This window comes from Actinomadura sp. NPDC048021, assembly GCF_040653135.1.
Classification (GTDB): domain Bacteria; phylum Actinomycetota; class Actinomycetes; order Streptosporangiales; family Streptosporangiaceae; genus Spirillospora; species Spirillospora verrucosospora.
Genome location: NZ_JBEZJQ010000009.1, coordinates 293,832 through 318,808, shown reverse-complemented (window position 1 = coordinate 318,808; position 24,977 = coordinate 293,832). Strand labels below are relative to the sequence as shown.

25 protein-coding genes are annotated in these 24,977 nt (G+C 73.9%); 11 read left to right on the top strand and 14 right to left on the bottom strand.

The genetic code is table 11. The annotated features are described in order from the left end of the window. The first annotated feature begins 89 nt into the window (after positions 1-89). Genes AB0C87_RS17860 through AB0C87_RS17850 form a run of 3 tightly spaced genes read left to right on the top strand, consistent with a single transcriptional unit; the run spans position 90 to position 2,624 of the window. Positions 90-824 (top strand): VTT domain-containing protein, encoded by a 735-nt coding sequence (locus AB0C87_RS17860; RefSeq protein ID WP_353833665.1) that lies wholly within the window; start codon positions 90-92, stop codon positions 822-824. Beyond that, entirely contained in the window at positions 808-1,986 is a 1,179-nt protein-coding gene (locus AB0C87_RS17855; RefSeq protein WP_345171863.1) for a histidine kinase, read from the top strand. Before AB0C87_RS17860 ends, AB0C87_RS17855 begins: the two co-directional genes overlap by 17 nt. Continuing rightward, positions 1,977-2,624, top strand: coding sequence for a response regulator transcription factor (locus AB0C87_RS17850; protein WP_185023742.1), 648 nt, complete (start codon positions 1,977-1,979; stop codon positions 2,622-2,624). The genes AB0C87_RS17855 and AB0C87_RS17850 overlap by 10 nt, the downstream gene beginning before the upstream one ends. A gap of 6 nt (positions 2,625-2,630) precedes the next feature. Here AB0C87_RS17850 and AB0C87_RS17845 read toward each other — a convergent pair whose 3' ends face one another. The 3 genes from AB0C87_RS17845 to AB0C87_RS17835 are packed head-to-tail and all read right to left on the bottom strand — an operon-like array spanning position 2,631 to position 6,507. Continuing rightward, on the bottom strand, positions 2,631-4,427 hold the full coding sequence (locus tag AB0C87_RS17845; protein WP_360578504.1) for a GMC family oxidoreductase: 1,797 nt from the start codon (positions 4,425-4,427) through the stop codon (positions 2,631-2,633). Between the two features lie 5 nt (positions 4,428-4,432). Continuing rightward, positions 4,433-5,818 (bottom strand): hypothetical protein, encoded by a 1,386-nt coding sequence (locus tag AB0C87_RS17840; protein ID WP_360578493.1) that lies wholly within the window; start codon positions 5,816-5,818, stop codon positions 4,433-4,435. Next, positions 5,815-6,507 carry a GntR family transcriptional regulator gene (locus AB0C87_RS17835; protein ID WP_345171870.1) on the bottom strand — a complete coding sequence of 231 codons (693 nt, stop codon included), beginning with the start codon at positions 6,505-6,507 and terminating at the stop codon, positions 5,815-5,817. Before AB0C87_RS17835 ends, AB0C87_RS17840 begins: the two co-directional genes overlap by 4 nt. Positions 6,508-6,609: 102 nt before the next feature. Here AB0C87_RS17835 and AB0C87_RS17830 point away from each other — a divergent pair, with 102 nt between their 5' ends. Together AB0C87_RS17830 and AB0C87_RS17825 are read left to right on the top strand one after the other, a co-directional pair. Further along, positions 6,610-7,128 carry a YbaK/EbsC family protein gene (locus tag AB0C87_RS17830; protein ID WP_353833667.1) on the top strand — a complete coding sequence of 173 codons (519 nt, stop codon included), beginning with the start codon at positions 6,610-6,612 and terminating at the stop codon, positions 7,126-7,128. Between the two features lie 32 nt (positions 7,129-7,160). Further along, positions 7,161-7,763: an HDIG domain-containing metalloprotein gene (locus AB0C87_RS17825; protein ID WP_353833668.1), complete on the top strand. Its 603-nt coding sequence runs from the start codon at positions 7,161-7,163 to the stop codon at positions 7,761-7,763. Here AB0C87_RS17825 and AB0C87_RS17820 read toward each other — a convergent pair. Further along, entirely contained in the window at positions 7,727-8,830 is a 1,104-nt protein-coding gene (locus AB0C87_RS17820) for an FAD-binding protein (protein ID WP_353833669.1), read from the bottom strand. The genes AB0C87_RS17825 and AB0C87_RS17820 overlap by 37 nt on opposite strands. A gap of 379 nt (positions 8,831-9,209) precedes the next feature. Here AB0C87_RS17820 and AB0C87_RS17815 point away from each other — a divergent pair, with 379 nt between their 5' ends. After that, positions 9,210-10,640 carry a trehalose-6-phosphate synthase gene (locus AB0C87_RS17815; protein WP_345171877.1) on the top strand — a complete coding sequence of 477 codons (1,431 nt, stop codon included), beginning with the start codon at positions 9,210-9,212 and terminating at the stop codon, positions 10,638-10,640. On the opposite strand, the gene AB0C87_RS17810 is transcribed toward AB0C87_RS17815, so the two are convergent. Then, positions 10,621-11,247 (bottom strand): ATP-binding protein, encoded by a 627-nt coding sequence (locus tag AB0C87_RS17810; RefSeq protein WP_353833670.1) that lies wholly within the window; start codon positions 11,245-11,247, stop codon positions 10,621-10,623. The two genes, AB0C87_RS17815 and AB0C87_RS17810, sit on opposite strands and share 20 nt — an antisense overlap. 195 nt (positions 11,248-11,442) lie before the next feature. Between AB0C87_RS17810 and AB0C87_RS17805 the strand changes: the two genes are divergently transcribed. Beyond that, the gene (locus AB0C87_RS17805; protein WP_345172498.1) at positions 11,443-11,673 is read left to right on the top strand and encodes a DUF397 domain-containing protein; all 231 of its coding nucleotides are present in this window, start codon (positions 11,443-11,445) and stop codon (positions 11,671-11,673) included. A gap of 58 nt (positions 11,674-11,731) precedes the next feature. Then, positions 11,732-13,267: an AMP-binding protein gene (locus AB0C87_RS17800; RefSeq protein WP_353833671.1), complete on the top strand. Its 1,536-nt coding sequence runs from the start codon at positions 11,732-11,734 to the stop codon at positions 13,265-13,267. A gap of 75 nt (positions 13,268-13,342) precedes the next feature. On the opposite strand, the gene AB0C87_RS17795 is transcribed toward AB0C87_RS17800, so the two are convergent. From AB0C87_RS17795 to AB0C87_RS17785, 3 genes are all read right to left on the bottom strand, one after another. Beyond that, the gene (locus tag AB0C87_RS17795; protein ID WP_360578488.1) at positions 13,343-14,878 is read right to left on the bottom strand and encodes a DHA2 family efflux MFS transporter permease subunit; all 1,536 of its coding nucleotides are present in this window, start codon (positions 14,876-14,878) and stop codon (positions 13,343-13,345) included. Positions 14,879-15,195: 317 nt separating this feature from the next. After that, positions 15,196-15,528: a TfoX/Sxy family protein gene (locus AB0C87_RS17790; protein ID WP_345171885.1), complete on the bottom strand. Its 333-nt coding sequence runs from the start codon at positions 15,526-15,528 to the stop codon at positions 15,196-15,198. Between the two features lie 67 nt (positions 15,529-15,595). After that, positions 15,596-16,012: a DUF4260 family protein gene (locus AB0C87_RS17785; RefSeq protein WP_360578486.1), complete on the bottom strand. Its 417-nt coding sequence runs from the start codon at positions 16,010-16,012 to the stop codon at positions 15,596-15,598. A gap of 167 nt (positions 16,013-16,179) precedes the next feature. Here AB0C87_RS17785 and AB0C87_RS17780 point away from each other — a divergent pair, with 167 nt between their 5' ends. Beyond that, the gene (locus tag AB0C87_RS17780) at positions 16,180-16,569 is read left to right on the top strand and encodes a hypothetical protein (protein ID WP_353833673.1); all 390 of its coding nucleotides are present in this window, start codon (positions 16,180-16,182) and stop codon (positions 16,567-16,569) included. Between the two features lie 17 nt (positions 16,570-16,586). Next, the gene (locus AB0C87_RS17775; RefSeq protein WP_353833674.1) at positions 16,587-16,997 is read left to right on the top strand and encodes a hypothetical protein; all 411 of its coding nucleotides are present in this window, start codon (positions 16,587-16,589) and stop codon (positions 16,995-16,997) included. 96 nt (positions 16,998-17,093) lie between these two features. Here the strand turns inward: AB0C87_RS17775 and AB0C87_RS17770 are convergent, their stop codons facing one another. Continuing rightward, entirely contained in the window at positions 17,094-18,110 is a 1,017-nt protein-coding gene (locus tag AB0C87_RS17770; RefSeq protein WP_345171893.1) for an alpha/beta fold hydrolase, read from the bottom strand. 176 nt (positions 18,111-18,286) lie between these two features. Here AB0C87_RS17770 and AB0C87_RS17765 point away from each other — a divergent pair, with 176 nt between their 5' ends. Then, positions 18,287-19,216, top strand: a complete 930-nt coding sequence (locus AB0C87_RS17765) for a LysR family transcriptional regulator (protein WP_345171895.1) — start codon at positions 18,287-18,289, stop codon at positions 19,214-19,216. Between the two features lie 7 nt (positions 19,217-19,223). Here AB0C87_RS17765 and AB0C87_RS17760 read toward each other — a convergent pair whose 3' ends face one another. The 5 genes from AB0C87_RS17760 to AB0C87_RS17740 form a co-directional block, all read right to left on the bottom strand. After that, entirely contained in the window at positions 19,224-20,045 is an 822-nt protein-coding gene (locus AB0C87_RS17760) for an SAM-dependent methyltransferase (RefSeq protein WP_360578483.1), read from the bottom strand. 57 nt (positions 20,046-20,102) lie between these two features. Further along, positions 20,103-20,873, bottom strand: coding sequence for an FkbM family methyltransferase (locus AB0C87_RS17755; protein WP_360578481.1), 771 nt, complete (start codon positions 20,871-20,873; stop codon positions 20,103-20,105). Between the two features lie 83 nt (positions 20,874-20,956). Further along, positions 20,957-22,105 carry an acyl-CoA dehydrogenase family protein gene (locus tag AB0C87_RS17750; protein ID WP_345171900.1) on the bottom strand — a complete coding sequence of 383 codons (1,149 nt, stop codon included), beginning with the start codon at positions 22,103-22,105 and terminating at the stop codon, positions 20,957-20,959. A gap of 3 nt (positions 22,106-22,108) precedes the next feature. After that, complete coding sequence (locus AB0C87_RS17745) at positions 22,109-23,032, bottom strand: hydroxymethylglutaryl-CoA lyase (RefSeq protein ID WP_345171902.1); 924 nt, start codon at positions 23,030-23,032, stop codon at positions 22,109-22,111. Between the two features lie 2 nt (positions 23,033-23,034). Further along, entirely contained in the window at positions 23,035-24,972 is a 1,938-nt protein-coding gene (locus AB0C87_RS17740) for a biotin carboxylase N-terminal domain-containing protein (RefSeq protein WP_353833679.1), read from the bottom strand. Positions 24,973-24,977 lie beyond the last annotated feature (5 nt).

Here is a 24,977-nt window from a genome sequence, read left to right as displayed (position 1 = left end):
TTCCGCAGGGTGGGGGTGCGGCGCGCGGCCGGGTGGATCGGCGGTGCGCTCCATGGTGGCGGGGCCGCCCGGTTCCTAGCGTCGTCAGCATGATCGAGACGATGTACGCGGCGGCCGGGAGCGAGCCCGCGGGAGGCGTCGCGGGGTGGGCGACGGACCTGATGGACAAGCTGGGCGCGCCCGGGGCGGGACTGGCGATCGCGCTGGAGAACCTGTTCCCGCCGCTGCCGAGCGAGGTGATCCTGCCCCTGGCGGGGTTCGCCTCCGCGCAGGGCCGGATGAGCCTGGTGGCGGCGCTCGCGTGGACGACGGCCGGCAGTGTGGCCGGGGCGCTGGCCCTGTACGGGATCGGGGCGCTGATCGGGCGGGACCGGATCCGCGCGATGGTGGCCCGGCTGCCGCTGGTCAAGCTCGACGACCTGGACCGGACGGAGGCGTGGTTCGCCCGGCACGGCGCCAAGGCCGTGTTCTTCGGCCGGATGATCCCGATCTTCCGCAGCCTGATCTCCGTCCCGGCCGGGGTCGAGCGGATGAGGATGGCGACGTTCGTGCTGTACACCGCGCTCGGCAGCCTGCTGTGGAACACGGTGTTCGTGCTGGCCGGGTACGGGCTCGGGGACAACTGGCGGACCGTGGAGGAGTACGTCGGCGTCTACTCCAAGGCCGTGGTCGCGCTGGTCGGGCTGGCGGCGGTGGCGTTCGTCGCCGTACGTATCGTGAAGTCCCGCCGGTCCGCGCGGCCCGGGCCGGGGGTCCATCGAGCGGAGGCGAGCGGGGGCCATCGAGCGGAGGCGAGAGAGCTCACACGTGATCGCAACTTTTGAGGTGCCGCGCGGGGGGCCGCGCGCGGCGGCGCGGGCCGCGGCGGGCCTGCTGCTCGGCGCGGTCACGGCCGCGGCGGAGCTGGTGCTGCTGGCGGTGGCGGCGATCCTGATGGCGTACTCGATGGCGTTCTCGCGCGGGCGCCGGAAGGTGCCCGCTGCCGTCGCGGACGGCGCCGAGCTCCTGGCCGAGCTGGAGCTCTGGAGGCTCCGGGCGTTCCTCGGCGAGGACCGGGCGGTCCGGTACGGCCCGCTGAAGGCGCTCGCGTACCTGGTGCTGCGGGTGCCGGTGGGGTTGCTCGGCGGTGTGATCCTGCTGCTGCTCGCCTACGGGGCGGCGGCCGCGGTCCGGCTGGCGGTGGGCTGGTGGATCACGGGCGACCATCTGGACGGCATCCCGCCGACCTGGTGGATCGTCCTCTACACGGCCGTCGCGGGCGTGGTGCTGCTCTTCCTCGCCGTCCAGGGCCTGGTCGGGGTCGCGGCGATGGAGCGGAGCGTGGCCAGGCGCTGCCTCGGGCCGAGCCCGCTGGAGGAGTACGAGCGCCGCATCGCGCAGCTGTCGGTGACGCGGGCCCAGGTGGTGGACGCGGTGGACGACGAGCGCCGCCGCATCGAGCGCGACCTGCACGACGGCGTCCAGCAGCGGCTCGTGGCGCTCGGCATGCTGATCGGGCGGGCCCGCCGCGCCGGCGACGGGGAGCGGGCGGCCGAGCTGCTGAGGCAGGCCCACGAGGAGTCGCAGCGGGCGCTGGCGGACCTGCGGGAGGTCACCTGGCGGGTCTACCCGGCCGCGCTGGACGGCGAGGGCCTGCGGGCGGCGCTGGAGACCGTGGCCGAGCGGTCCGCGCTGCCGGTGGCGATCGAGTACGACGTCCCCGGCAGGCCCCCGCACGCGGTAGAGACGGCGGCCTACTTCGTCGTCTGCGAGGCCGTCACGAACGCCGCGAAGCACTCCGGCGCCGCGTCCGTGCGGGTGGCCGTGGCGGGATCGGCGACAATGATCGGCGTGCGCATCGAGGACGACGGGGACGGGGGAGCCGACCCGGGCGGCGGCGGGCTCGCCGGGCTGGCCCGCCGGGTCGCCGCGCTGGACGGGACGTTCTCCGTGGACAGCCCGCGCGGCGGCCCGACCGTGATCACCGCGGAGCTGCCGTGCGGGTGATGCTGGCGGAGGACTCCACGCTGCTGCGCGAGGGCCTGGTGCGGCTGCTCGCCGAGGAGGGCCACCGGGTGGAGGCGGCGGTCGGCGACGGCGACGCGCTGATCGCGGCGGTGGCCGCCGGCCCGCCCGACGTCGTGGTGGTCGACGTCCGGATGCCGCCCAGCCACACCGACGAGGGGCTGCGCGCCGCCCTGGAGATCCGGCGGCGCTGGCCGGGCGTCGGGGTGCTCGTGCTGTCGCAGTACGTGGAGAAGCGCTACGCCGCCGAGCTGATCACGGCGGACACCGCGGGCGTCGGCTACCTGCTGAAGGACCGGGTCGCGCAGGTCGACGAGTTCCTCGACGCCCTGGAGCGCGTCGGGGCGGGCGGTGCGGCGTTCGACCCGGAGGTGGTGCGCCGGCTGCTGGCCGCGCACGGCGCGCAGGGCGACCCGCTGGCGCGCCTGACCCCGCGCGAGCGGGACGTCCTCGACACGATGGCGCAGGGGCACACCAACGCCTCGATCGCCGCGCACCTCCACATCTCGCAGAGCGCCGTCGAGAAGCACGTCAACGCCATCTTCGACAAGCTCGACCTGTCGCACGCGACGGGGTACAGCCGCCGGGTCCTGGCCGTCCTGCGGTACCTGGGCTCCTGACGGCGCCTACCCGATCCCCTCGGCGATCCGCAGCGCCATCGCCATGATGGTGAGCTGCGGGTTCACCTCGGGGCAGGACGGCAGGATCGACGCGTCGGCCACGTGCACGCCCCGCACGCCGCGCAGCCGCCCGGCCGGGTCGACCGGCGCCCGCGCGGCGTCGGCGCCGAGCCTCGCGGTCCCGGTCGGGTGGAACCCGGCCAGGTGCAGGTCGCCGGCGGAGGCCATGGCCGCGGCGCGCGTGAGCTCGGCCTCGTCGCGGGCGACCGGGTGGCGGGGCAGGCCGGTGAGGACCTCCTCGGCGCCGGCCGCGAACAGGATCCGGCCCATCGCGACGAGCGCCCGCCGCAGCCGGGCCGCGTCCTCCCGGGCGAGGTCGTAGCGGACGAGCGCGCGGTGCCGGGCGCCGTGCACGCGGCCCGAGGGGGCGTCGGCGATCATCGCGCCGAGCACGGCGAGGCGGTCGGCGTCCCGCAGCGCGCGGCGCAGCGCCCGTCCCACGCCCGGCAGCGGGAACGAGCTCATGCCGGGCGGGCTCGCGGTCGCCTCGATGAGGATCCCGTCGCCGTGCAGTTCCTCGACGCCGACGCTCTGCATCACCCCCGACCAGGACACGACGGGCTCGGCGAACCGCCCGGCGATGTTCGTCGCGGGATGGACGGCCATGCCGCGTCCCAGCTCGGGATGCGCGCCGATGCCCGACCGCCTCAGCAGGAGCGGCGTCTCCAGGGCGCCGGCCGCGACGACGACGCGGGGCGTGAGGATCTCGAAGGCCGTGCCGTCCGGGCGGCGCGCGCGCACGCCGGTGGCCGTGCCGCGCTCGACGAGGACGCGTTCGACGCGGGCCCGGGAGACGATCCGCGCCCCCGCCTCGCAGGCCTGGGGGAGCGCGTTCAGATGGACGCCGTGCTTGGCGTTGTGCGGGCAGCCGGCGGCGCACTGCCCGCTGCCCACGCAGCCGGGCGCGTTGCGGCGCAGCGGCCCGGCGCGCCAGCCGAGGCGCTCGGCGCCCTCCAGCGCGAGCAGCCCGTTGCGGCCGAGGGGCCCGAGCGGCTGCCGCGCGACCCGCAGCGTGGCCTCGACCTCGTCGAGGTGGTCGCCGAAGCCCCCGACCTGGACGCCGAGCGCCGCCCACCGCCGCAGGACGCGGTCCGGCGTCCGGTAGCAGGTCCCGCTGTTGACGACGGTCGTCCCGCCGACCGCGCGGCCCTGGGGCAGCAGCACCGGGGGACGGCCGAGCGCGACGGTGGAGCCGCCGTCCCTGTACAGGTCGAGGAACCGGTCGAGCGGCGGCCGGTCGCGGAACTCGGCGACGGTGAACCGCCGGCCCTCCTCCAGGACGACGACCGACATGCCGCGCCGGGCGAGGGTCCGCGCCGCCATCGCGCCGCCCGCGCCCGAGCCGATCACGACGGCGTCGGCGGTCGCGCAGGCGGGCCAGCCGTCCGAGGGCGTGCAGTCCAGCGGCGCGTCGGGGCGCGGGTCGCCGGAGGTCCGGGGGAGCGGCAGCAGCTCGGTGCCGGCGGCGAGCAGCAGCGGGATCTTCAGCGCCTCCACGAGCCGCGCCGCCGGTTCGCGGGACGTCAGCAGGGCGCAGAACGCGTCGCGGCGATCGGGGTCCAGAGCGTCCAGCGGGTGACCGGTGGCGAGCCGGGACAGCGCGTCCAGGGCGCCCGCGCCCGCGCGCAGGCCGAGCCGCGCGGGCGCCGGGAGCGCCCGGCCGATGGCCTCCGCGCGGGCGGACACCCGCGCCAGGTCGCCGGCGTCCTCGATGCCGAGCAGCGCGGCGACCGTGCCGGTCATCGCGCTCACCGCAGCCCCACCTCCGCGTGGCCGGTGCCGTCCAGCCGCCATTCGCGCTCGGTCTCCCAGCCGCGTCCCGCCCGCCGGGCCAGCGCGATCCGGACGTCGGCGCGCTCGGAGTTGTGGCAGACGGCCGGGGCGCCGTCCGGGTCGGCGTAGTCGACCGCGACGGTCTCCCCGGGCGGCAGCGCCACGCGCACGTGGAGGCGCCGGTCGCCGATGCGGCCGTGGACCGTCCAGACCGGCAGGCCGATGCGGGCGCGCAGCCGCGGCGCCGCGAGCAGCGGGTCGCCGGCGGCCAGGTCGGCGCCGTCCACCCGGAGCCGGACGAACGGCAGCGGGGGGAGCCGGTCCAGCCCCGGGCGTGTCGACACCGCCGCCACGATCTCGCACACGTCGCCGCCGCCGAGGTCGGCGTGCAGCCACGCCCAGCGCCGCGCGTTCCCGTGCCCGTAGACGCGGGCGGACGCGCCGGGCGCGGCGGCCAGGTCGAGGACGCGGTCGCCGAACCGCACCACGCCGTCGTACGCGGCGGCGGGCTTCGGGACGATCTGCGCGGCGGGCAGGAGCTCCGACTCCCACGCCCAGCGCGGGAACGTGTAGAGCGGCGCTCCGCCTCCCGATTCGCGCAGGTCCCAGGCGACGGCCCCGGCCGTGCCGGTGAGCCGCCCGCCGGTCTGCTCGACGGGCCCGGCGGCGAACACGGCGTCCTCCGGGGCGCTCCACTGCTCCGGGCCGAACCGCCCGAGCACCGGCGCCTCGCCGGGCGGGAAGACGGCGGCCCAGCCGTGCGCCCGGGCGGCGCCCGCGTCCGCCGCGCCCCTGTCCGGCGCGACCAGCTCATGGTGGATCCAGACGCCGGTCCCGGTCGCCGGGTCGGTCAGCGTCGTGTACCAGACCTCCAGCCGCCCCGCCTGCCCGCGCCAGCGCGACCGCAGGGGATCGGGGCCGGGGAAGCGGAAGCCGCCGAGGAAGCGGGCGAGGTCCCGGCGCAGGTGGAAGCGCAGCCGCGCCTCACCCACCATGGTCCCGTCCTCGCCGGTCACCGTGAGCGGCAGGAACGTCATCGACCGGACGGGGCGCCGCGCGCTGACGGTCTTCCAGCCGTCCAGGCGCAGCCGGCGTCCGTCGACGGCGGTGAAGCCCAGCGTGTAGCGGATCCGGCGCGCCGCGATGGGCGCCACCCGCAGCCGCCCGGACGCCGCCGGGTCGTCCGCCCAGCCCGGCACGTGGACGCGTCCGGTCAGCGCCCCCTCCGCGTCGCCCCAGGGGCGCAGGACGCCCGGCAGGTCGGCGGTCAGCTCCAGCCGCATCGGGCGGTCGCGGTCCTCCCCGGCGAGCCGCAGCGACCCCTCCATGACCTCGGCGAAGACCGTGCGCCGCGCGCTCATCGCAGGCCCCGCATGACCGACTCGGTCTCGGTGAAGTACGCGCCCGCCGCCTCGCGCGCCCGCGCGGCGTCGCCGTCGCACAGGGCGTCGACCAGGGGGGCGAGCCGGTCCGCGGCCGCCGCCGGGTCGGCGAAGGCGTGCGTGAAGCCCTCCCGGACGGCGAGGTAGGCGTTCAGCAGGGCGTTGACCATGAACCCGTAGACCCGGTTGCCGGTGGCCGCCGCGATGACCCGGTGGACCTCGCACTCGGCCAGCTGTGCCTCGTCGGCTCCGGCGGCGTCCCCGACCCGCGCGGCCAGCTCCCGGAGCCGGGCCCGCTGCTCGGCGGTCGCGTGGATCGCCGCCTTGGCCGCGACCTGCGCGCCGACCTCGCGCCGCACCTCGAAGATCTCCGCCATCCAGGCCGTGCCGACGGTGCTGACCAGCATCGGCAGCAGTTCGGGCCCGCCCAGCCGCTCGTAGTCGCGGACACGCGTCCCCACGCCGTGCCGCGTCTCCAGCAGGCCGGCCTGCGCGAGCCGGACGATCGCGTGCTTGAGCGACGTCCGGGTGACCGCGTAGCCGGCGGCGAGGTCGCGCTCCGGCGGCAGGTAGGAGCCGGGCGGGTAGCGGCCGCCGAGCACGTCGTCGCGCAGCCGGTCGACGAGCGCGTCGACGACCGTGTCGCGGGGGATCGGGGAGGACGGCACCGATGACCTCCAGAGGATGAGTGGATGAGCCACTGGACCACGCTCGGAGCTCCGCCGTCAAGACCGTGGCAGGGTGGGGGGCATCACGAGAGGGGATGAGACATGGTCGGCACGCTCGACTGGGGACCCGCGAACGAACGGCGCGAACTGCTGGCGGCCCCGGTGGCCGCGGCGATCGGCGGCCTTCCCGGCGCGGAGGCCGCCGGGATCGACCCGGACCTCGCCGACACGGCGGCGTTCTGCGAGCGCTACGGGGTCCCCCTCGACGTCAGCGCCAACTGCGTGGTCGTCGCCGCCAAGCGCGGGGGCGAGGTCGCTCACGCCGCCTGCATGGTCCTCGCGACCGGCCGCGCCGACGTCAACGGCGTGGTCCGCAAGCACCTGGGCGCCCGGAAGGTCTCCTTCGCGCCGATGGCCGACGCGACGTCCCTGACCGGGATGGAGTACGGCGGCATCACCCCGGTCGGCCTCCCCGCGGGCTGGCCGATCCTCGTGGACGAGGCCGTCGCCGCCGCCCCGCTCGTCGTCATCGGCAGCGGCCTGCGTAAATCGAAGATCCTCGTGCCGGGCAAGGCCCTCGCAGGGCTCCCCGGAGCGGAGGTCATCGCTCTGGCGCAGTAGGGGGAGGGCCGGGAAGCCGCTACCGTGCCGGGATGCCCTCGCCGATCCTGCGCCGCGCGCTCACCGAACCCGGGCTCCGTCCGCTGCCGGAGCGGGCCGCCCGCCTCCTGGAGGACCTCGACGCCCCGCCCCGGCTGGCCGCCCACCTGCGGGCCGTCCACGACGTGGCCGCCGACCTGGTCGACTGGGCGCGCGAGCGCCGTCCCGGACTCGCCGTGGACGCGGAGGCCGTCCTGTTCGGCGCCGCCACCCACGACATCGGCAAGGCGCTGCACCCGGCCGAGCTGTCCGGCCCCGGCGCCGAGCACGAGCGCGCCGGGCACGCGCTGCTCCGGGAGCGGGGCGTCGAGGAGCGGCTGGCGCGCTTCGCCCGCACCCACGCGTCCTGGAAGGACCCCGGCGCCGGCGTCGACGACCTGCTCGTCAGCCTCGCCGACGCGATCTGGAAGGGGCAGCGCATCACCAGCCTCGAACAGCGACTCGTGGAGGTGCTCGCCGCCGCGTCCGGCCAGGCGGAATGGGAGGCCTTCATGGACCTCGACGAGATCTGCGAGCGGATCGCCGCGGGGGCCGACCGGCGGCTGGCCTTCCAGTCCGCCTACCCCGTGGGCGGCGGGACCGCGTCGACGGCGTAGCGGACGCCGCCGACCGCCTCGGCGCGGTCGAGCAGAAGCCGGTTGGCGGCGAGCATCTCCGCGACGGACGCGCACCCCGGTGAGGCGGTGCGCAGCACGCCGAACAGGACCGGGTCGTCCGGCGCCCTCAGCATCGGGACACGGCCGCCCCGCAGCGCCTTGACCACGATGGCGCCGCCGAGGCCGAGATCCGCCGCGGTCATGCCGGCGACCGTCGACCCGATCAGCGCGGCGGCCGCGGGGCCGGGAAGCAGGACGATGCCCCACGGGTGCGGGCGCGCCCACTCGCCGAGGGCGATCAGCTCCTCCACGTCGGGTCCCATCCGGTCGGCGAAGTCGGCGTAGGAGAGCTCCTCGGTCTCTTCGGTGCCCGGAGGAGGCTCGCCCTGGCCGTACAGCACGGCCTTGGCCTCGTACGCCCAGCCGTCTTCCGAGGGCTTGGCCTGGCCCGAGATGTGGTCGGCCGGCGTCTCGCGCTGGACGCGCAGGAGGTCCGCCGCGTCCCGGCACGGGATCGTGCAGCTCAGCACCCGCCCGGGCGCCGGGACGAGCCGCAGCGTCGCCGCGGTGATGACGCCGTGCCGGCCGAGCCCGCCGCGGACCGCGTCGAAGACGTCGGGGCGGACGTCGGGGGAGCAGGTGACGAGCTCGCCGTCCGTGACGACCTCCAGTGCGAGGACGTTCTCGGCCTGCGTCCCGTACCGGTGGGACGTCCCGCCGACGCCCCCGGCGGAGAGCGTTCCGCCGACCGTGATGTCGAGATGGTCGGTCAGCACGGGCGGGGTCAGCCCGAGCGGCAGCGTCGCGGCGAGGACCGCGCGCCAACTCGTCCCCGCGCCGACGACCGCGCGGTCGGGGCCGACCTCGTGCACGCCCGCGAGCCCGCCGAGATCGAGCGAGACGCCTGCGGTCAGGGACTGCCCGTTGGTGGAGTGCCCGAGGCCGCGCGGCACCGTCTCCAGGCCCTGCGCGGCGGCCTCGCGGACCGCCTCCGCGGCCTCCCGCGCCGACGCCGGCCGTACGACCCGCGCGGGCGAGCGCTCGACGATCCCCCCGAAGTCGCGCAATGCGATGCCCCCTCACCGATGGTCACCGCCTCCGGTGACGTCAGCCCGTCGCGGCCGCTCACGCGGTGATTCTAGATTTCCCGTAGGCGGGGAGAGGGCTCGCCCCCCGGAGTCCGCGGCATCGCCGCCGGGTTACGGGGATGTGATCTGGATAACATTTTCCTGTGGCCGATCGGGGCGTGTGACCCACGGATCAACAGGGGTCACCTGCCGGGAAAGGAATATGGCCCGATCCAATCCCCCCTCCGGGGCGCCCCGACCGTCTGACATCCCCCTTTGCGGGCGTCGGGCCCTTTGCGTCGAAATGACAAGATGTTCCCGTTGACCGTATGTGGGCATGAGTGAGCGCTGAGAGTTTCCTGGAGAGGCGGGTCGCAGAGTGTCGCGCGGTAGTGAGTTCGTGGTGGTGGCCAACCGGTTGCCGGTGGACCGGAATGTCGGAGCCGACGGCGTTCCGCGCTGGCGGCGCAGTCCGGGCGGACTGGTGAGCGCGATCGCCCCGGTGATGAGGCGCAGGAAGGGCACGTGGATCGGCTGGACGGGCGCGCCGGACGAGCAGCTGGAGCCGTTCGAGGAGGACGGCATGTCGCTGCACCCCATCGCCCAGTCCGCGCGGGAGGTGGAGCTCTACTACGAGGGCTTCTCGAACGCCACGCTGTGGCCGCTCTATCACGACGTCGTCGCGACCCCCGTCTACGACCGGGCGATGTGGGACGCCTACGTCCGCGTCAACCGGCGCTTCGCCGAGGCGGCGGCGAAGGTCGCCTCGAAGAACGCCATCGTCTGGGTGCAGGACTACCAGCTCCAGCTCGTGCCGCAGATGCTCCGCGAACTGCGTCCCGACCTGCGGATCGGCTTCTTCCTGCACATCCCGTTCCCGCCGGTGGAGCTGTTCTGGCAGCTGCCGTGGCGGCGCCGGATCCTGGAGGGGCTGCTCGGCGCCGACCTGGTCGGCTTCCAGCTCCCCGGGGCGGCGGCGAACTTCGTGCGGCTCTGCCGGCGGCTCCTGGACGCCCGTTTCTCGAAGCAGAACGTCTTCTGGGACGACCGCGTCGTGCGCGCCCGCGCGTTCCCCATCTCGGTGGACGTCGGAGAGCTGAACGACCTGGTCGGGCGCGAGGACGTCCTGGAGCGGGCGCAGGAGATCCGCACCGACCTCGGTGACGCCACCGTGCTGCTGGGCGTCGACCGCCTCGACTACACCAAGGGCATCACGCAGCGGCTCCAGGCCTTCGGAGAGCTGGTCGAGGAGGGCCACATCAAGCCGGGGCAGGCGGTGTTCGTGCAGATCGCGACGCCGAGCCGGGAGCGCGTCGAGCAGTACCAGCTGCTCCGGGAGGAGATCGAGCAGCTGGTCGGGCGGATCAACGGGGAGCACGGCGAGATCGGGTTTCCGGTCATCCACTACCTGCACAGCTCCTATGACCGCGCCGAGCTGGCCGCGCTGTACCTCGCGGCGGACGTGATGGTGGTGACCCCGCTGCGGGACGGCATGAACCTGGTCGCCAAGGAGTACGTGGCCTGCCGCAAGGACCTGCGGGGCGCGCTCGTGCTCAGCGAGTTCACCGGGGCCGCCGCCGAGCTGAAGCGCGGCGCCTTCCAGGTCAACCCCTACGACATCGACGGCCTGAAGGGGACGCTGATGGCCGCGCTGAACGCCGAGCCCGCCGAGCAGGCGCGGCGCATGCGCGTCATGCGCCGCCGCGTCATCGAGCACGACGTGGACCGGTGGGCGCAGGAGTTCCTCAGCGAGCTGGAGAACCCGGCGCGCCAGGCCGCGGAGCAGGCTGTCAGCGGGCTGGAGAGCTGAACCGCAGGTCGAAGGCGGCCCAGACCGCCTTTCCTCCGGTCGCCAGGCGCGCCCAGCCCCAGGAGTCGCTGACCGCGCCGACGACGACGAGGCCCCGGCCGCCCTCGGCGCAGCGGTCGGGTTCGGTCGGCACCGGCTCGGGCGCGCCTGCGCCCGGGTCGGTCACCGACACCACGAGCCGCCTCGGGTGACCGATCAGGACGAGCTGGATGGGGCACAGCGGGAGCGGCTGGGAGAGGCCCTCCAGTCCGTGCCGCAGCGCGTTGGTCACCAGCTCCGACACGGCGACGACCACGTCTCCGGCGTCGCCGGCCAGACCCCACGCGTCCAGCGTGACCTGGGTGAACTCGCGTGCGGACCGGGGTGCGGTGATCTCAGCCGGGAGCACCCGGCGGGCCGTGCGCGGCGTGCCCGCGTGCGGGGCCGGCCAGAGCCCGGCGAGGCCTGGGGTCGAGGCGGGGCCGCGCGCGGCCTCCCCGGGGGCGTTCGGGCCGAGCGTCATCGGCGGGGCGTCCGGCCAGGGCGTGCGGACGGCAGAGAAGTGCCGTGGCCGCCCGCCCCCCATGGCGGCGTGGGCTGCGACGTCGTCTGCCTGGTCAACGGTCATGGTCAAACCTCAGAGGCGTGCGGGTTGGTCACCGGCGAGCGTTCGCTATCTTGCTCCCCAAGCCGTGCAGATGCAAGACCGTCTGCATGAACCAATGCAAGAACGAATGCACGTGCATCTCGTACCATGGTGTGGGGTGGGGCGAGATCGCGGTCTCCCGGGACAGGGAGGCCGAGACGCCTAGAGGGGGCGATGATGGACGGCCACCAGATGTCGGACGTCCGGTGCGGCGGGCTCGTCTGGCAGAAGAGCCGGCGGAGCAACCCGTCCGGCAACTGCGTCGAGATGGCGGAACTCCCCACCGGGGAGATCGCCGTGCGCAACTCCAGGGACCCCGAGGGAGCGATCCTCGTCTACACGCGCGAGGAGGTGGAGGCGTTCGTCGGGGGAGCCAAGGACGGTGACTTCGACCACATGCTCGTCTGACCCCGCAGCAAAACCGAATGGGATTCCATTCGCCGCCCCGGCCGGGTAGGTTGCGGCCATGCACCTGGGGCAGATCGCCGCTCGGACGCCTGACAAGCCCGCCGTGGTCATGGCAGGCTCCGGGCGGGTCGTCACCTTCCGCGAACTGAACGAGGAGTCCAACCGGCTCGCGCAGCTGCTCCGCGCGGAGGGGCTGCGCCCCGGGGACCACATCGCGTTCATGATGGAGAACCATCCGCTGTACCTGGCCGTCGCCTGGGCCGCGCAGCGGTCCGGGCTCTACTACACCGCCATCAGCTCGCGCCTCCAGCCCGACGAGGTCGCCTACATCGCGGGCAACTGCGAGGCGAAGGTCTTCATCACCAGCGCCTCGATGGAGGCCGCCGCGCAGTCGCCGCCGGACGTGCCGCTGCGCCTGATGCTCGGCGGCACGGCCCCCGGCTACGCCTCCTACGAGGAGCGCGTCGCCCAGCACCCGCCCACGCCGATCGAGGACGAGTGCGAGGGCGCGGACATGCTTTACTCGTCCGGCACGACCGGCCGCCCCAAGGGCGTCAAACCGGCCCTGTCCAAGGCCCCGATGGGCGAGGGCGGGACGCTGTACCAGCTGCTGGCGTTCCTCTTCCAGCCCGACGCCGACTCGGTCTATCTGTCCCCGGCGCCGCTCTACCACGCCGCGCCGCTGCGGTACTCGCTCAACTTCCACCGGTTCGGCGCCACCGTCGTCGTGATGGAGAAGTTCGACGCCGAGCAGGCCCTCGCCGCGGTCGAGAAGTACGGCGTCACGCACAGCCAGTGGGTTCCGACCATGTTCATCCGGATGCTCAAGCTCCCGGAGGAGACCCGTGCCCGCTACGACGTGTCGTCGCTGCGCTGTGCCGTCCACGCCGCCGCGCCCTGCCCCGTCCCGGTCAAGGAGCAGATGATCGCCTGGTGGGGGCCGATCCTGCACGAGTACTACGCCGGCACCGAGGGCAACTGCTTCGTCTACACGAACTCGGAGGACTGGCTGGCCCACAGGGGCACCGTCGGCCGTCCCATCCTCGGCGAGGTCCACGTCTGCGACGAGGAGGGCCGGGAACTGCCGCCGGGCGAGCCCGGCACGCTCTACTTCGGCAACGGCCCCGCGTTCGAGTACCACGCCGACGAGGCCAGGACCGCGGCGTCGCGCGACCCCTGGGGCCACGGCTGGACCACCCTCGGCGACGTCGGGCACGTGGACGAGGACGGCTTCCTCTACCTCACCGACCGCCGCGCCTACATGATCATCAGTGGCGGGGTGAACATCTACCCGCAGGAGGCCGAGAACGTCCTCGCGGTGCATCCGAAGGTCGCCGACGTCGCGGTGTTCGGCGTCCCGGACGCCGAGATGGGGGAGGCGGTCAAGGCCGTCGTGCAGCCGCTGTCCATGGACGACGCGGGCCCCGCGCTGGAGGCCGAGCTGATCGCGTACTGCCGCGACCGGCTCGCCCACTACAAGTGCCCGCGCTCGGTCGACTTCCGCGCCGAGCTGCCCCGGCACCCCACCGGCAAGCTCTACAAGCGGCTGCTGAAGGACGAGTACTGGGCGGGCGTGCGCCCTGCCACGGCCTGAGGCGGCCCTGAAAGGCCAAACCCCGGCCGGGGCCCCTGAGGGGTCGGCCGGGGTTTGGAACGCGCCAGGGACGTTCTAGTGCATCGGCATCGGCGCGTCGGCCACGGGGGTGTCCGGCTTCTTGCGCGGCAGCAGCAGCGCCGGCAGGAACGCCAGCAGCAGCAGCCCGGCCGAGTACCAGTAGGTGTGCTGGAACGCGCTCGCCATCGGCCCGGCGATCTTCTGCATGATCGCCGGCGGCACCTTCTCGGCGCTGCCGATCTCGCCGCCGGCCCCGCCGCCGAGCTCCGAGACCAGCCGGTTGGCCAGCAGGACGGAGATCAGCGCGGTGCCGATGGACGCGGACACCTGCTGGATGATGTTCAGCATCGTGCTCGCCCGCGGCACCTCGTCGTGGACGAGCGTCTGGATGGCCGCCGCCATGGTCGGCATCATCGTCATGCCCATGCCGAGGCCCATCACGAACAGGGTCCCGCCGAGGGCCCAGTAGGAGGTGTCGGCCTCCAGGATCGAGGCGAAGCCCGACACCGACAGCACCACGACGATCATGCCGACCAGCACGACCCGGCCGGGGCCGATCCGGTCGGTCAGCTTGCCGCCGATCGGCATCGTGATCATCGCGCCGAGGCCCTGCGGGGCCAGCAGCAGGCCGGACTGGAGGGCGCCCTCGCCGCGCACGGTCTGGTAGTACAGCGGCAGCAGCAGCATCGCGCCCATGAACGCGGCCATGAACAGCACCATCGTGCCGGACGCGGCCGCCACCGAGCGCCGCTTGAGCAGCCGCAGGTCGATCAGCGGGTTCTTGGCCTTCAGCGCCCGGACCACGAAGCCGAGCATCAGCACGGCGCCGACGGCCCAGAAGGCCAGCGACCCGGTCTTCAGGAAGTCCTTCATCTCGGCGCCCTTGGCCACACCGTAGATCAGCGAGGCCAGGCCGGGGGAGAGCAGGAGCAGCCCGATGAAGTCGAGGCGCTCGGCCGGCTTCGGCTCGTCCTTCTTGAGGATCCGCGCGGCCAGCGTCAGGGCGACGATGCCGATCGGCAGGTTGATGAAGAAGATCCACCGCCACGACACGTCGTCGACGAGGTAGCCGCCGATGATGGGGCCGAGGATCGGGCCGAGCAGCATCGGCACGCCGACGATGCTCATCACCTGGCCGACCCGCTGCGGCCCCGCCGCCTGGGTCAGGATCGTCATGCCGGCCGGCATGATCATGCCGCCGCCCAGGCCCTGCAGCACCCGGAAGGCGATCAGCGACTCGGCGGACCATGCCATGCCCGCCAGCATCGAACCGGCGACGAACAGCCCGATGGAGATCATGTAGAGGCGCTTGGTGCCGAACCGGGCCGAGGCCCATCCCGTGATCGGGATCACGGTGGCCAGCGCCAGGGTGTAGCCGGTCGCGACCCACTGGATCGTCGCCAGCGAGGTCTCGAACTCCTTCGCCAGGTCGTTGATCGCGACATTGACGACCGTCACGTCCAGGATGGACATGATCGCCCCGAGGACGACCACCATGGCCGTGGCGAGCACACCGCGGTCCAGGCCTCCTCCGGTGCCGGAATCCTCCAGCGGGCCGTCCGCCACCTTGGGAGATGCGGGAGCGGTCAACTCTCTTCCAATCGTCAGGCCCGCATGTGGGCACGCGGGGGCCGTGGTCACGTTGCTCAGGGGGTTGTCAGGGCTCGCTCAGGGGCTCGCCTGGGTACTGCGGCAAATTACTGCAGTGACTGACACTTTCGCGAACGATTAAACTTCGAGCGCTTCGGGAGTATTCCAGCGGGGTCCGACAAATCTGCCCTGCTCCGCGCCGTTCGGCCTTCCGCGGCCATCGCCCCCGAGGCCGACCAAGTGTGACAGACGCGACATCCGAACGCTCCCTCGGCCGCAGGTCCCCGACCGGAGTCCCCGGGCCCGGCGTCTCGCCGCTACTTCGGGGGCAGGGACAGGGCGTAGGCGAGTCCTCGATCCACCCACGCGGCCACGTCGGACGGCGCGGCGCAGGCTTCGGGCGAAACCGTGATCCATCCTCGCATCGGGTGGCCGCGCATGACCGTCGTGGCGGCGCCCGGCTCGGCGAGCAGGTCGTCGTGGTCGTCCGGGGAGACCCGGACCATCAGTCCGCCCTTGCTCCTCACGACCACGGCCATGTTGCCGTTCACCATCCAGGCGAGGCCGCCGAACATCCGCTTCGGGGTCGCGTCACGCCTCGCTCCGAGCAGATCCTCCACGCGGTCGGCCAGTTCCTCGTCGTAGCTCACCCGTCCATCTTCTCCCGTGCGCCCGACATTCATCATTCGCGCCCTCGCCCGCGACGGCCGGCCGCCGTCAGCCGTGGCGACGGCGGCCCTCCTTCGTGCGAAGGCCGTAGCCGAAGGCGCGGTCGAGGGCGATGTGAGCCATCCAGCCGCACAGGGCGGCGAAGATGGGCGCCCAGGTGATGGGGGCGACCGTGTAGAGCACCATCAGCGCGAACGGCACCAGGGCCCGGTGCGCGGCGTTGTAGTACGGCACGGCGCGCGGCTGGAGCCGCCCGTGCTCGACGGTGCCGGATCCTCGCAGCCCGACGAGGAAGGTCAGGTCGGGGGCGATGAAGAAGGCGAGCGCGGCGAGCGCCGCGAGCCACCCGTGGTTGACGCCTTCGAGGACGGCGAAGGCCGTCCAGAAGAGCGCGCCGGCGGACCATGCGGCGCGGCGGAGGGTGCGGATGCCGGGGATCTCGCTCCGGGTGACGGCTGCGCTCACGATGACGGCCCTTCGGAAGGTCGGCTAATGACGTTAGCCAGATTAAAGCTAAGAGCATTAGCTGTCAAGCTAGCTGTCGTTTGGCGCTTGCGGGACGGCGTGCCGGGCTCGTGCGGGGGCCGGGGAAAGGGCCGCGCCCGGGACCTGCGCGCCGCTAGCATGATCGGGTGTCGCAGACGGTGGGGATCGCGGAGTTCGTCCGGCAGCCGAGTGACCTGGGCGAATGCCGGGGCGGAACGGACCTGATCGGCCGGGACGAGGTCCAGGCCTTCCTGGGGTCCATCACCGATGTCGATGCCGCGATGGCGGAGCTGGCCGCCTCGCTCGGGTCCGGTGACGTCTTCCGCGCGGGGATGATGGCCTTCGTGTGCGGGGTGCTCGTCGAGCGCGGCGGCTCGGTCACGGTTCCGGTCGACGCGGTCATGCAGGTGACGGAGCGTTACCTGCACCTGGCGAAGCAGTTCACGGCGCAGGGCGGGGCGAGTGCGCAGGACGAGCTGTTCCAGGCGTCCCCCGACCTCGTCCGCGCGGCCGGCGCGGCTTCGTCCTCGGGCTGACCGGCGTCCAGGACCGGATGTACCACTTCTTCGCTCTGGCCCAGGACGCCCTCGAACGCCACGCGGGCCCCGGCTATCTCGGAGCCGAGCCGACCGACCCCGCGGCGGTGCGGTACGCGCGGAACCGGGGCCTGACCCCGCAGGAGCACCAGCAGGCGCAGGAGCTCATCGACCACCAGCGGATCGGGTTCCACTACCCGGGCGCCGATGCGAGGCCGGCGCTGTTCTTTCCCGGTTCCGCGCCCTTCGAGGCGGTCCCCGTGGTCGACGGCCTTCCCACCCTCTTCCTGGACGAGAAGTCGATCAACGCCCAGTGGTCTCCCACGAACATGTATCCGGTCCTGCACGAGGCGCTGGAATCACGGGTCAGCCTTCGCGAACTGCCCCGTGAGGACGTGGAGGCCAGGCTCGCGGTCTTCGCGGGCTAGGAGCCGAAACCGGTAGTCGTAGGCGCTCCCGCTGCGGGCCGCCCCCCCCGCGAGGTCACTCGGCCACGACCGGGTCGGCGTCGGCGACCACGCTGGTCAGGACGACCTCGGGTTCGCCAGCCGGGCGGCGAGCCAGTCGAGCGTGTCGGGGAGCCAGGCCCAGCGGCAGTTCTCCAGGAGGTGGTTGCCCTCAGGGATCAGGACGTACTCGCCGTTCGCCGCCCGGCGGGCCAGTTCGGCGCCGCCGGCGACGCCGGGGATGACGTCCAGCCCGCCGTCCAGGACGCGCAGCGGCTGCTGAACCGGGGGTGCGGTCACCCGGTCGGCGAACTCGCGGGCGGCGGTTTCCCCGCCCATGCGCAGGACGAACGACTCCGTCACATAGGGCGGAAGCTCGTCCCAGGTGAGGGCGGTGGGCCCGCTGACGGTGACGACGGCGCCGATCCGCGGTTCGTGCCGCGCGGCGACGGACGCGAGGAAGCCGCCCATGCTGAGCCCGACCAGTCCGACGCCGGCGGGCAGGCCGTCCACGGCGTCGAGGGCCTGCCCCACGACTCGCTGGTAGTCCGGGTTCCAGGGGCCGCGCACGGCGAGGTCTCCCTGGCCGGGCCCGTCGATGGCGAGCGCGGCGAGACCGCGGTGCAGGAGCGCCTCGGCGATCGGCATGAACTCGACCTTGCCGGAGTTCATGCCCGGCACCAGGACGACCAGGGGAGCGTCCGGCGAGGGACGCCGCAGGACGCCGGTGAAGTCAGGGCCGGTGAGGTGCTCGGCGTCCGGCGCGAGGCGGGCGAGCGAGCGGCGCAGGGCGTCGGCGGACGCCGCGGCGGCCCGCCCGTGCTCGGCGAGGTCGGGGTTCGGCAGGACCGTCGCGAAGTGGAACCACAGCGCGGCGTCGCGGAACGCTTCGCCCGCCGAGCGCGGAAGCCGCGCCTTCCCGGCGCGGGCGAGGTGTTCCCGCCCGGTCCGCACGAACGCGTCCGTCCACTCGCGCAGGGAGGCCAGGCCGGCGGTGACCGCATCGTACTGGTGGGGGTCGACGCCGGCGGCGACGGCACGCGACCGGTTGGCGGCGGCGAAGGGGGCGACGGGCTCGTCGAAGAAGGCGGTCATCGGTTCTGCTCCAGGGTGAGGACGGCGTTGCCGCGCACGCGGCGCTCGCGGAGATCGGTGATCCCGCTTCAGGGAAGAGTGCTCTCGGGCCCGCAGCGAACCGGACGAGCGGCAGGCCGGTCCAACAGCCGCCCGGCGAGGTTGACAACCATCGGTTGTCGCCCACGATGGGAGGCATGGACCTCGACCTGGGCCAGGTGCGCGCGTTCGTCGCCGTCGCCGAGCACCTGCACTTCGGGCGGGCCGCCGAGGAGCTCTCGATCACCCAGCAGGCGGTGTCCAAGCGGGTGGCCAGGCTGGAGGCGGCGCTCGGAGTCCCGCTCCTCACCCGCGGGAACGTGGCGCCCACCGACGCGGGGCGCCGTTTCCTGGAGCCGGCGCGGGAGGCGCTGCGGGCCGCGGAGGCCGCGGTCGGCGCGGTCCACGCCGTCGGCAGGCCGCTGCGGCTCGACCTCTGGGGCCACCTGTACGGCCCGTCCCGGACGGTCGCCGCGGTGATCGACGCACGACCGGAGCTCGACGTCGAACTCGGCATGAGCCGCGACCTTCCCGCGGCGGCCGCGGCGCTGCTGCGCGGCGACGTCGACGCCGGGTTCGGGCGCGTGCACCCGCCGCTGCCGGACGGGCTGGCGCACCGCCTCGTCCGGCTCGAACCCGTGGACCTCCTCGTCGCCGCCGGGGATCCGCTCGCCGCCGCGTCCGGCGTCCGCCCGTCCGACCTCGCCGGACGCGACCTGTGGTTCCCCGCGGCCGTCGACCGGCTCGACTTCATCGGCCGGTTCTGCGGCGAGTTCGGCGTCCGCGCCGCGTCCGGCGGCGCCAACCTCGGTGTGGAGCACCTGCAGGCCGGCCTCCTGGCCGAGCCGGGACGGATCACGCTCTTCCCCGCCGACGCCCGGCTGCCCGGCGTGCCGGGCGTCCGGGCGATCCCCCTCGTCGACCCGGTTCCGCTCTACGCCTGGTCGCTGGTGTGGCCGCGGCGGTCGCCGCATCCGATGATCTCCGCGCTGGTCCGGGGGTTCGCCGAGCACGGGCGGCGGCACCGCTGGCTGGAGTACGACCCTGCCCGCGACTGGCTGCCCGGCGAACCGGTCGCCGGAGACTGACCCCGGGTCAGGGTTTGCGGGCCAGGCCTCCGTACATCGACACCTGGGAGTCGTCGATCGCGCGGGCCTTGTCGTCCGGGCGCCAGCGGTGCACGGGGGCCACGCCCGGTTCGACGAGCTCCAGGCCGTCGAAGAAGCTCGTCACCTGGGCCTTCGTGCGGGCCTTCGACTTGATCCCGCGCGCGTTGTACTTCTTCACGGCGTCCCCGACCTCGTCGGGAGCGCTGTCGATGGCGATGGTGGAGAGCGCGAGCCAGCTGCCCGGCGGGAGAGGCTCCATCAGCCGCCGGACGACGTCGTGCGCGAGTTCGTCGTCGTGGACGAAGTGCAGGACGGCGATCAGGCACAGCGCCACCGGCTCGCCGAAGTCCAGCGTGGCCCGGACCTCGGGCGACGACAGGATGGCCTCCGGCTCGGCCAGGTCCGCGTGGATGTAGCGGGAGCGGCCCTGCGGGGTTCCGGTCAGCAGCGCGCGGGCGTGCGCCAGCACGATGGGGTCGTTGTCGACATACACGACGCGGCCGGACGGGTCGACCTCCTGGACGACCTCGTGGAGGTTCGGGGAGGTCGGCAGTCCGGTCCCGACGTCGAGGAACTGCCGGACACCGCACCCGGCCGCGAGGTGGCGGGCGACCCGGACCATGAAGTCGCGGTTGGCCCGCACGGAGGTGCGCATGTACGGGGCGACCCTGACGACCTCCTCGGCGGCGGCCCGGTCGGCGGCGTAGTTGTCCTTGCCGCCGAGCAGGTAGTCGTAGACCCGGGCCGAATGGGCGACGTCCGTCCTCAGGTCGGCGGACGTCGGTTCACGGGCGGTCTTGTCCGGCACGATGGGCCCCCGTCGCTTGGTGTGCTGGCACCCGGCGATATTAGTAAGTCTTGTTGTCTAATGGGATGCCTTCGGCGCAACCCGGCCGGTGTCGCGGAGGCGGGCGTAGATGTCGCCCGACCGTCCGCGCGGGCGGATCCTGTCCAGCCGCCGCCGCAGCTCGGCCGCGTCGAGCCAGCGGGGACTGGCCAGCCGCATCGTCTCGATGGGGGAGTAGTTGTAGACGTAGTCGCCGAGCCGGTCGACGAGCTCCAGCGCCTCCAGCGAGGCGTCGTGCGCCGACGGCACGTACTCGAACGACAGGGCGGGCAGCGGCCGGGACAGCCCCGCCAGCACGTCCGCCTCGAAGCCCTCGACGTCGATCTTGCAGAAGGCCGGCACGCCGTGCAGGGCGATGAGCTCGTCCAGCGTGGTCACGTCGACGCCGATCGAGCGGTCCCAGCGGACGCGGGCGAAGCCGCGGTCCGTCGTCACCGCCCTGATCCAGCCGGGCGACATCGAGGACACCGTCGGCGTCGCGGTGGACAGGGCCAGGTGCGCCCGTCCGGGCGCGGCGCCCGCGGCGCCGGAAACGAGCGTGACGCCGCGGTCGCGGCCGAAGAACAGGCGCAGGACGCGCAGGCAGTCGGGCTGCGGCTCCACCGCGACGACGCGCGCTCCCAGCCCCCGCCACACGCGCACCCGGCCGCCCACGTGCGCGCCGATGTCGAACGCGAGGTCGCCGGGCCCGAGGAACTGCCCGTAGAGGCGCGACGCGCGCCGGTGCCTGCCCGGAATTCCGTGGTACATGACCAGTGAGCGAGCGATCCCGTAGGCACGCAGCAGCATCCGCCGACCTTACCGCGCCGGGCTCCGCCGCCGGTGGTGACTTCGCGGGGGCGGGCCCGCGCCGGTGCGGGGCCCGGCGGGGGTCAGGACGGCGGGAGGCCGAGGGCGCGGGCGATCAGCATGCGCTGCACCTCCGAGGTGCCCTCGCCCACCTCCAGGATCTTCGCGTCGCGGTAGAAGCGGCCGACGGCGTACTCGTTCATGAAGCCGTAGCCGCCGAAGACCTGCGTGGCGTCGCGGGCGTTGTCCATGGCGGCGTTGGAGGCGACCAGCTTGGCGATGGCGGCCTCCTTCTTGAACGGCTCCCCGGCCAGCATCTTCGCGGCCGCCGCGTAGTAGGCGAGCCGGGCCGTGTGCGCCCGGGTCTCCATGTCGGCGACCTTGAACTGGATCGCCTGGTAGCGGCCGATCTCCTTGCCGAACGCCTCCCGCTCGCGGACGTAGCGCAGGCACTCGTCCACGCAGCCCTGGGCGAGGCCGACCGACAGCGCGGCGATCGCGATGCGCCCCTCGTCGAGGATCCGCAGGAACTGGGCGTACCCCCGGCCGCGCTCGCCGACGAGGTTCTCGGCCGGGACGCGGACGTCGTCGAACGACAGCTCCCGCGTGTCGGACGCCGACCAGCCGACCTTGGAGTACTTGCGCCCGACCGTGAAGCCCGGGGTCCCGTTCGGGACGAGGATCGTGGAGATCTCGCCGTCGCCGGTGAAGGCGGTCACGGTCACGAACGCGGTGATGTCGGTGCCGGAGTTGGTGATGAACGACTTGGACCCGTTGATCACCCAGGAGTCGCCGTCGAGCCGGGCCGTGGTGCGCATGCCGCCGGGCACGTCCGACCCGCCGCCCGGCTCGGTCAGCCCGAAGGCCGCCAGGCGCTCACCCGAGGTGAGCAGCGGCAGCCACCGCTCCTTCTGCTCGGCCGACCCGAACCGGTAGATCGGCATCGCGCCCAGCGACACCCCGGCCTCCAGGGTGATCGCGACGGACGAGTCGACGCGCGCCAGCTCCTCCAGGGCGAGGCAGAGCGTGAAGTAGTCGCCGCCCATGCCGCCGTGCTCCTCCGGGAACGGCAGCCCGAACAGGCCCATCTTCCCCATCGCGGCGACGATCTCGTAGGGGAACTCGCCGCGCTCGTACAGGTCCCCGATCACCGGGGCGACGCTCTCGCGGGCGAACCGCTCGACCGTGCGCCGCAGCTCCTCCTGCTCCTCGCCGAGCGTGAAGTCGATCATTGGCTACTCCGATTCAGGTGACAGGGCTTGCACTACGCGGGACGGGCTGGGGCGGCCCAGCCGGCCCGCCATCCAGCGGCTCGTGGCCACGAGCCCGGCGAGGTCGACTCCGGTCTCGACGCCGAGGCCGTTCAGCATCCAGACGAGGTCCTCGGTGGGCAGGTTGCCGGTGGCGCTCTCGGCGTACGGGCAGCCGCCGAGGCCGCCGGCCGAGGAGTCCACGACGGCGACGCCCGCGCGGAGCGCGGCGAGGGTGTTGGCCAGCGCCTGCCCGTAGGTGTCGTGGAAGTGGACGGCGAGCCGGTCGGCGCCGATGCCGGCCTCGCCGAGCGCCTCGATGAGCGCGGTGACCTGGCCCGGCGTGCCGACGCCGATGGTGTCGCCGAGGCTGAGCTGGGAGCAGCCCATGTCCATCATGCGGGACGCGACGGACACGACCTGCTCGACGGGGACGTCGCCCTCCCACGGGTCGCCGCACACCATCGACACGTAGGCGCGCACCCAGAGGCCCTCGGCCCGCGCCCGCTCCACGACCGGGGCGAACATCGCGAGGGACTCGTCCACGGTGCGGTTGAGGTTGCGGCGGGCGAACGTCTCGGTGGCGCTGCCGAAGATCGCGATCTCGGTGACGCCGTTGGCCAGGGCCCGGTCCAGGCCCCGCTCGTTCGGCACGAGGACGGGATAGCGCAGCTCGGGGGAGCGCGGCAGGATGTCGAGCAGCTGCTCGGCGTCGGCGAGCTGCGGCACCCACTTGGGATGGACGAAGCTGGTCGTCTCGATCGTGCGCAGCCCCGCGTCGGCCAGCCGGGTCACGAACTCCGCCTTGACCTCGGCGGGGACGACCGCCTTCTCGTTCTGCAGCCCGTCCCGCGGCCCGACCTCGTAGATCGCGACCCGCTCGGGAAGGCCGGAAAGGGGTACCGGCACCGTCATGCCTCCTCGATCACGGCCAGCACCGCGTCCAGGGCGACCTGCGCGCCCGCGCGGACCGGCAGCTTCGCCACGACGCCGGCGAGCGGCGCGGTGACGGTGTGCTCCATCTTCATCGCCTCGACGACCACGAGCGGCTGCCCGGCCTCGACGCGGTCGCCCTCGGCCGCCTTGACCGCCAGCACCGTCCCGGGCATCGGGCTGCGCAGCACCCCGTCGCCCGCGGCGGCGGCGTCGGCGCCGCCCTCGGCGCGGACGTGCTCGCTCAGCGCCCACGCGTGCCCGTCGCGCCCGAGCCACAGGGTGCGCCCGTCGCGGGCGCCGGCGAAGGAGGTCGTCCTTCCACCGTAGGTCAGGGTGAACGGCCTGGTCAGCGACGCGTCGACCGGCGGCTCGCCGCCGACGGCGACGCGCGCGGACGCCGCCCTGCCCTGGACGCGGACCTCCACCGGGTCGCCGCCGGACGGGGTGATGATCCACGGTGCCCAGGCGTGGGCGCCGGGGCGCCAGCCGTCCGGGACGTCCCACGGGTCGTCGCCGGACTCCAGGTCGAGCATCCGCTCCAGCGCGGCGGCGGCGAGCACCTCGGGCGGCACGGACGCGCCCGCGACCAGGTCGTCCAGGGAGCGCTCGACCAGGCCGGTGTCGAGATCGCCCGACACGACCGAGGGGTGCCGCAGCAGCGCGCGCAGGAACGCCACGTTCGTCGGGACGCCGAGCAGCGTGTAGGACGCGAGCGCGCGGTCGAGCCTGTGGAGGGCCTCGGCGCGGTCGGCGCCGTGGACGATGACCTTGGCGAGCATGGGGTCGTAGGAGCCGCCGACCTCCGTCCCCACGTCCAGCCCGGAGTCGACCCGCGCGGCCTCGGGCTCCCTGAGGGCGAGCACCCGCCCGCCGGTGGGCAGGAAGCCGCGCGCCGGGTCCTCGGCGTAGACGCGGGCCTCGATGGAGTGGCCGTCGAGGCGCACGTCGTCCTGCGTGAACGGCAGCGGCTCTCCCGCCGCCACCCGGAGCTGGAGCTCCACCAGGTCGAGGCCCGTGACGAGTTCGGTCACGGGGTGCTCGACCTGGAGCCGGGTGTTCATCTCCATGAAGAAGAACTCGTCGGGGCGGTCGGCCGAGACGATGTACTCGACGGTCCCGGCGCCCACGTACCCGACGGCCTGCGCGGCGGCGACGGCGGCGGCGCCCATCCGCTCGCGCGCGGCGGCGTCCAGCAGCGGGGACGGCGCCTCCTCGACGATCTTCTGGTGCCGGCGCTGGAGGCTGCACTCGCGCTCGCCGAGGTGGACGGCGCCGCCGCGCGAGTCGGCGAAGACCTGGATCTCGATGTGCCGCGGGTTCTCCACGAACCGCTCGGCGAGCAGCGTGTCGTCGCCGAACGAGCCGCGCGCCTCACGCCGGGCGGACGCGATCGCCTCCGGCAGGTCCGCGGCGTCCCGGACGAGCCGCATGCCCTTCCCGCCGCCGCCCGCGGACGGCTTGAGCAGCACCGGCAGCCCGACCTCCAGCGCCGCGGCCTCCAGTTCGGCGTCGGACAGGCCGGGCTCGTCCCGGCCCGGCACCACCGGGACGCCGGCGGCCGCGACCGTCCGCTTCGCGCGGATCTTGTCGCCCATCGCCTCGATCGCCCCGGCCGGCGGCCCGATGAACACCAGCCCCGCCTCGCCGCACGCCCGCGCGAACGCCGTGTTCTCGGCCAGGAACCCGTAGCCGGGGTGGACGGCGGACGCGCCCGCGGCGCGGGCGGCCTGGACGACCGCCTCGATGTCCAGGTACGACGGCACGAGCAGGGCCTCGTCGGCCTCCCGCACGTGCCGCGCCCGCGCGTCGGCCTCGGTGTGGACGGCCACGGACCGGATGCCGAGCCGCCGCAGCGTGCGGAACACGCGGACGGCGATCTCCCCGCGGTTGGCGACCAGGACGCTGTCGAACATCAACA

Excerpts from the sequence above, each read along its gene's own strand:
- AB0C87_RS17740 (WP_353833679.1), bottom strand. The coding sequence starts at position 24,972 with ATGTTCGACAGCGTCCTGGTCGCCAACCGCGGGGAGATCGCCGTCCGC.
- AB0C87_RS17800 (WP_353833671.1), top strand. The coding sequence starts at position 11,732 with ATGCACCTGGGGCAGATCGCCGCTCGGACGCCTGACAAGCCCGCCGTG.
- AB0C87_RS17840 (WP_360578493.1), bottom strand. The coding sequence starts at position 5,818 with ATGAGCGCGCGGCGCACGGTCTTCGCCGAGGTCATGGAGGGGTCGCTG.
- AB0C87_RS17765 (WP_345171895.1), top strand. The coding sequence starts at position 18,287 with ATGGACCTCGACCTGGGCCAGGTGCGCGCGTTCGTCGCCGTCGCCGAG.
- AB0C87_RS17845 (WP_360578504.1), bottom strand. The coding sequence starts at position 4,427 with ATGACCGGCACGGTCGCCGCGCTGCTCGGCATCGAGGACGCCGGCGAC.
- AB0C87_RS17750 (WP_345171900.1), bottom strand. The coding sequence starts at position 22,105 with ATGATCGACTTCACGCTCGGCGAGGAGCAGGAGGAGCTGCGGCGCACG.
- AB0C87_RS17825 (WP_353833668.1), top strand. The coding sequence starts at position 7,161 with ATGCCCTCGCCGATCCTGCGCCGCGCGCTCACCGAACCCGGGCTCCGT.
- AB0C87_RS17755 (WP_360578481.1), bottom strand. The coding sequence starts at position 20,873 with ATGCTGCTGCGTGCCTACGGGATCGCTCGCTCACTGGTCATGTACCAC.
- AB0C87_RS17830 (WP_353833667.1), top strand. The coding sequence starts at position 6,610 with ATGGTCGGCACGCTCGACTGGGGACCCGCGAACGAACGGCGCGAACTG.
- AB0C87_RS17805 (WP_345172498.1), top strand. The coding sequence starts at position 11,443 with ATGGACGGCCACCAGATGTCGGACGTCCGGTGCGGCGGGCTCGTCTGG.
- AB0C87_RS17775 (WP_353833674.1), top strand. The coding sequence starts at position 16,587 with ATGTACCACTTCTTCGCTCTGGCCCAGGACGCCCTCGAACGCCACGCG.
- AB0C87_RS17860 (WP_353833665.1), top strand. The coding sequence starts at position 90 with ATGATCGAGACGATGTACGCGGCGGCCGGGAGCGAGCCCGCGGGAGGC.
- AB0C87_RS17810 (WP_353833670.1), bottom strand. The coding sequence starts at position 11,247 with ATGACCGTTGACCAGGCAGACGACGTCGCAGCCCACGCCGCCATGGGG.
- AB0C87_RS17770 (WP_345171893.1), bottom strand. The coding sequence starts at position 18,110 with ATGACCGCCTTCTTCGACGAGCCCGTCGCCCCCTTCGCCGCCGCCAAC.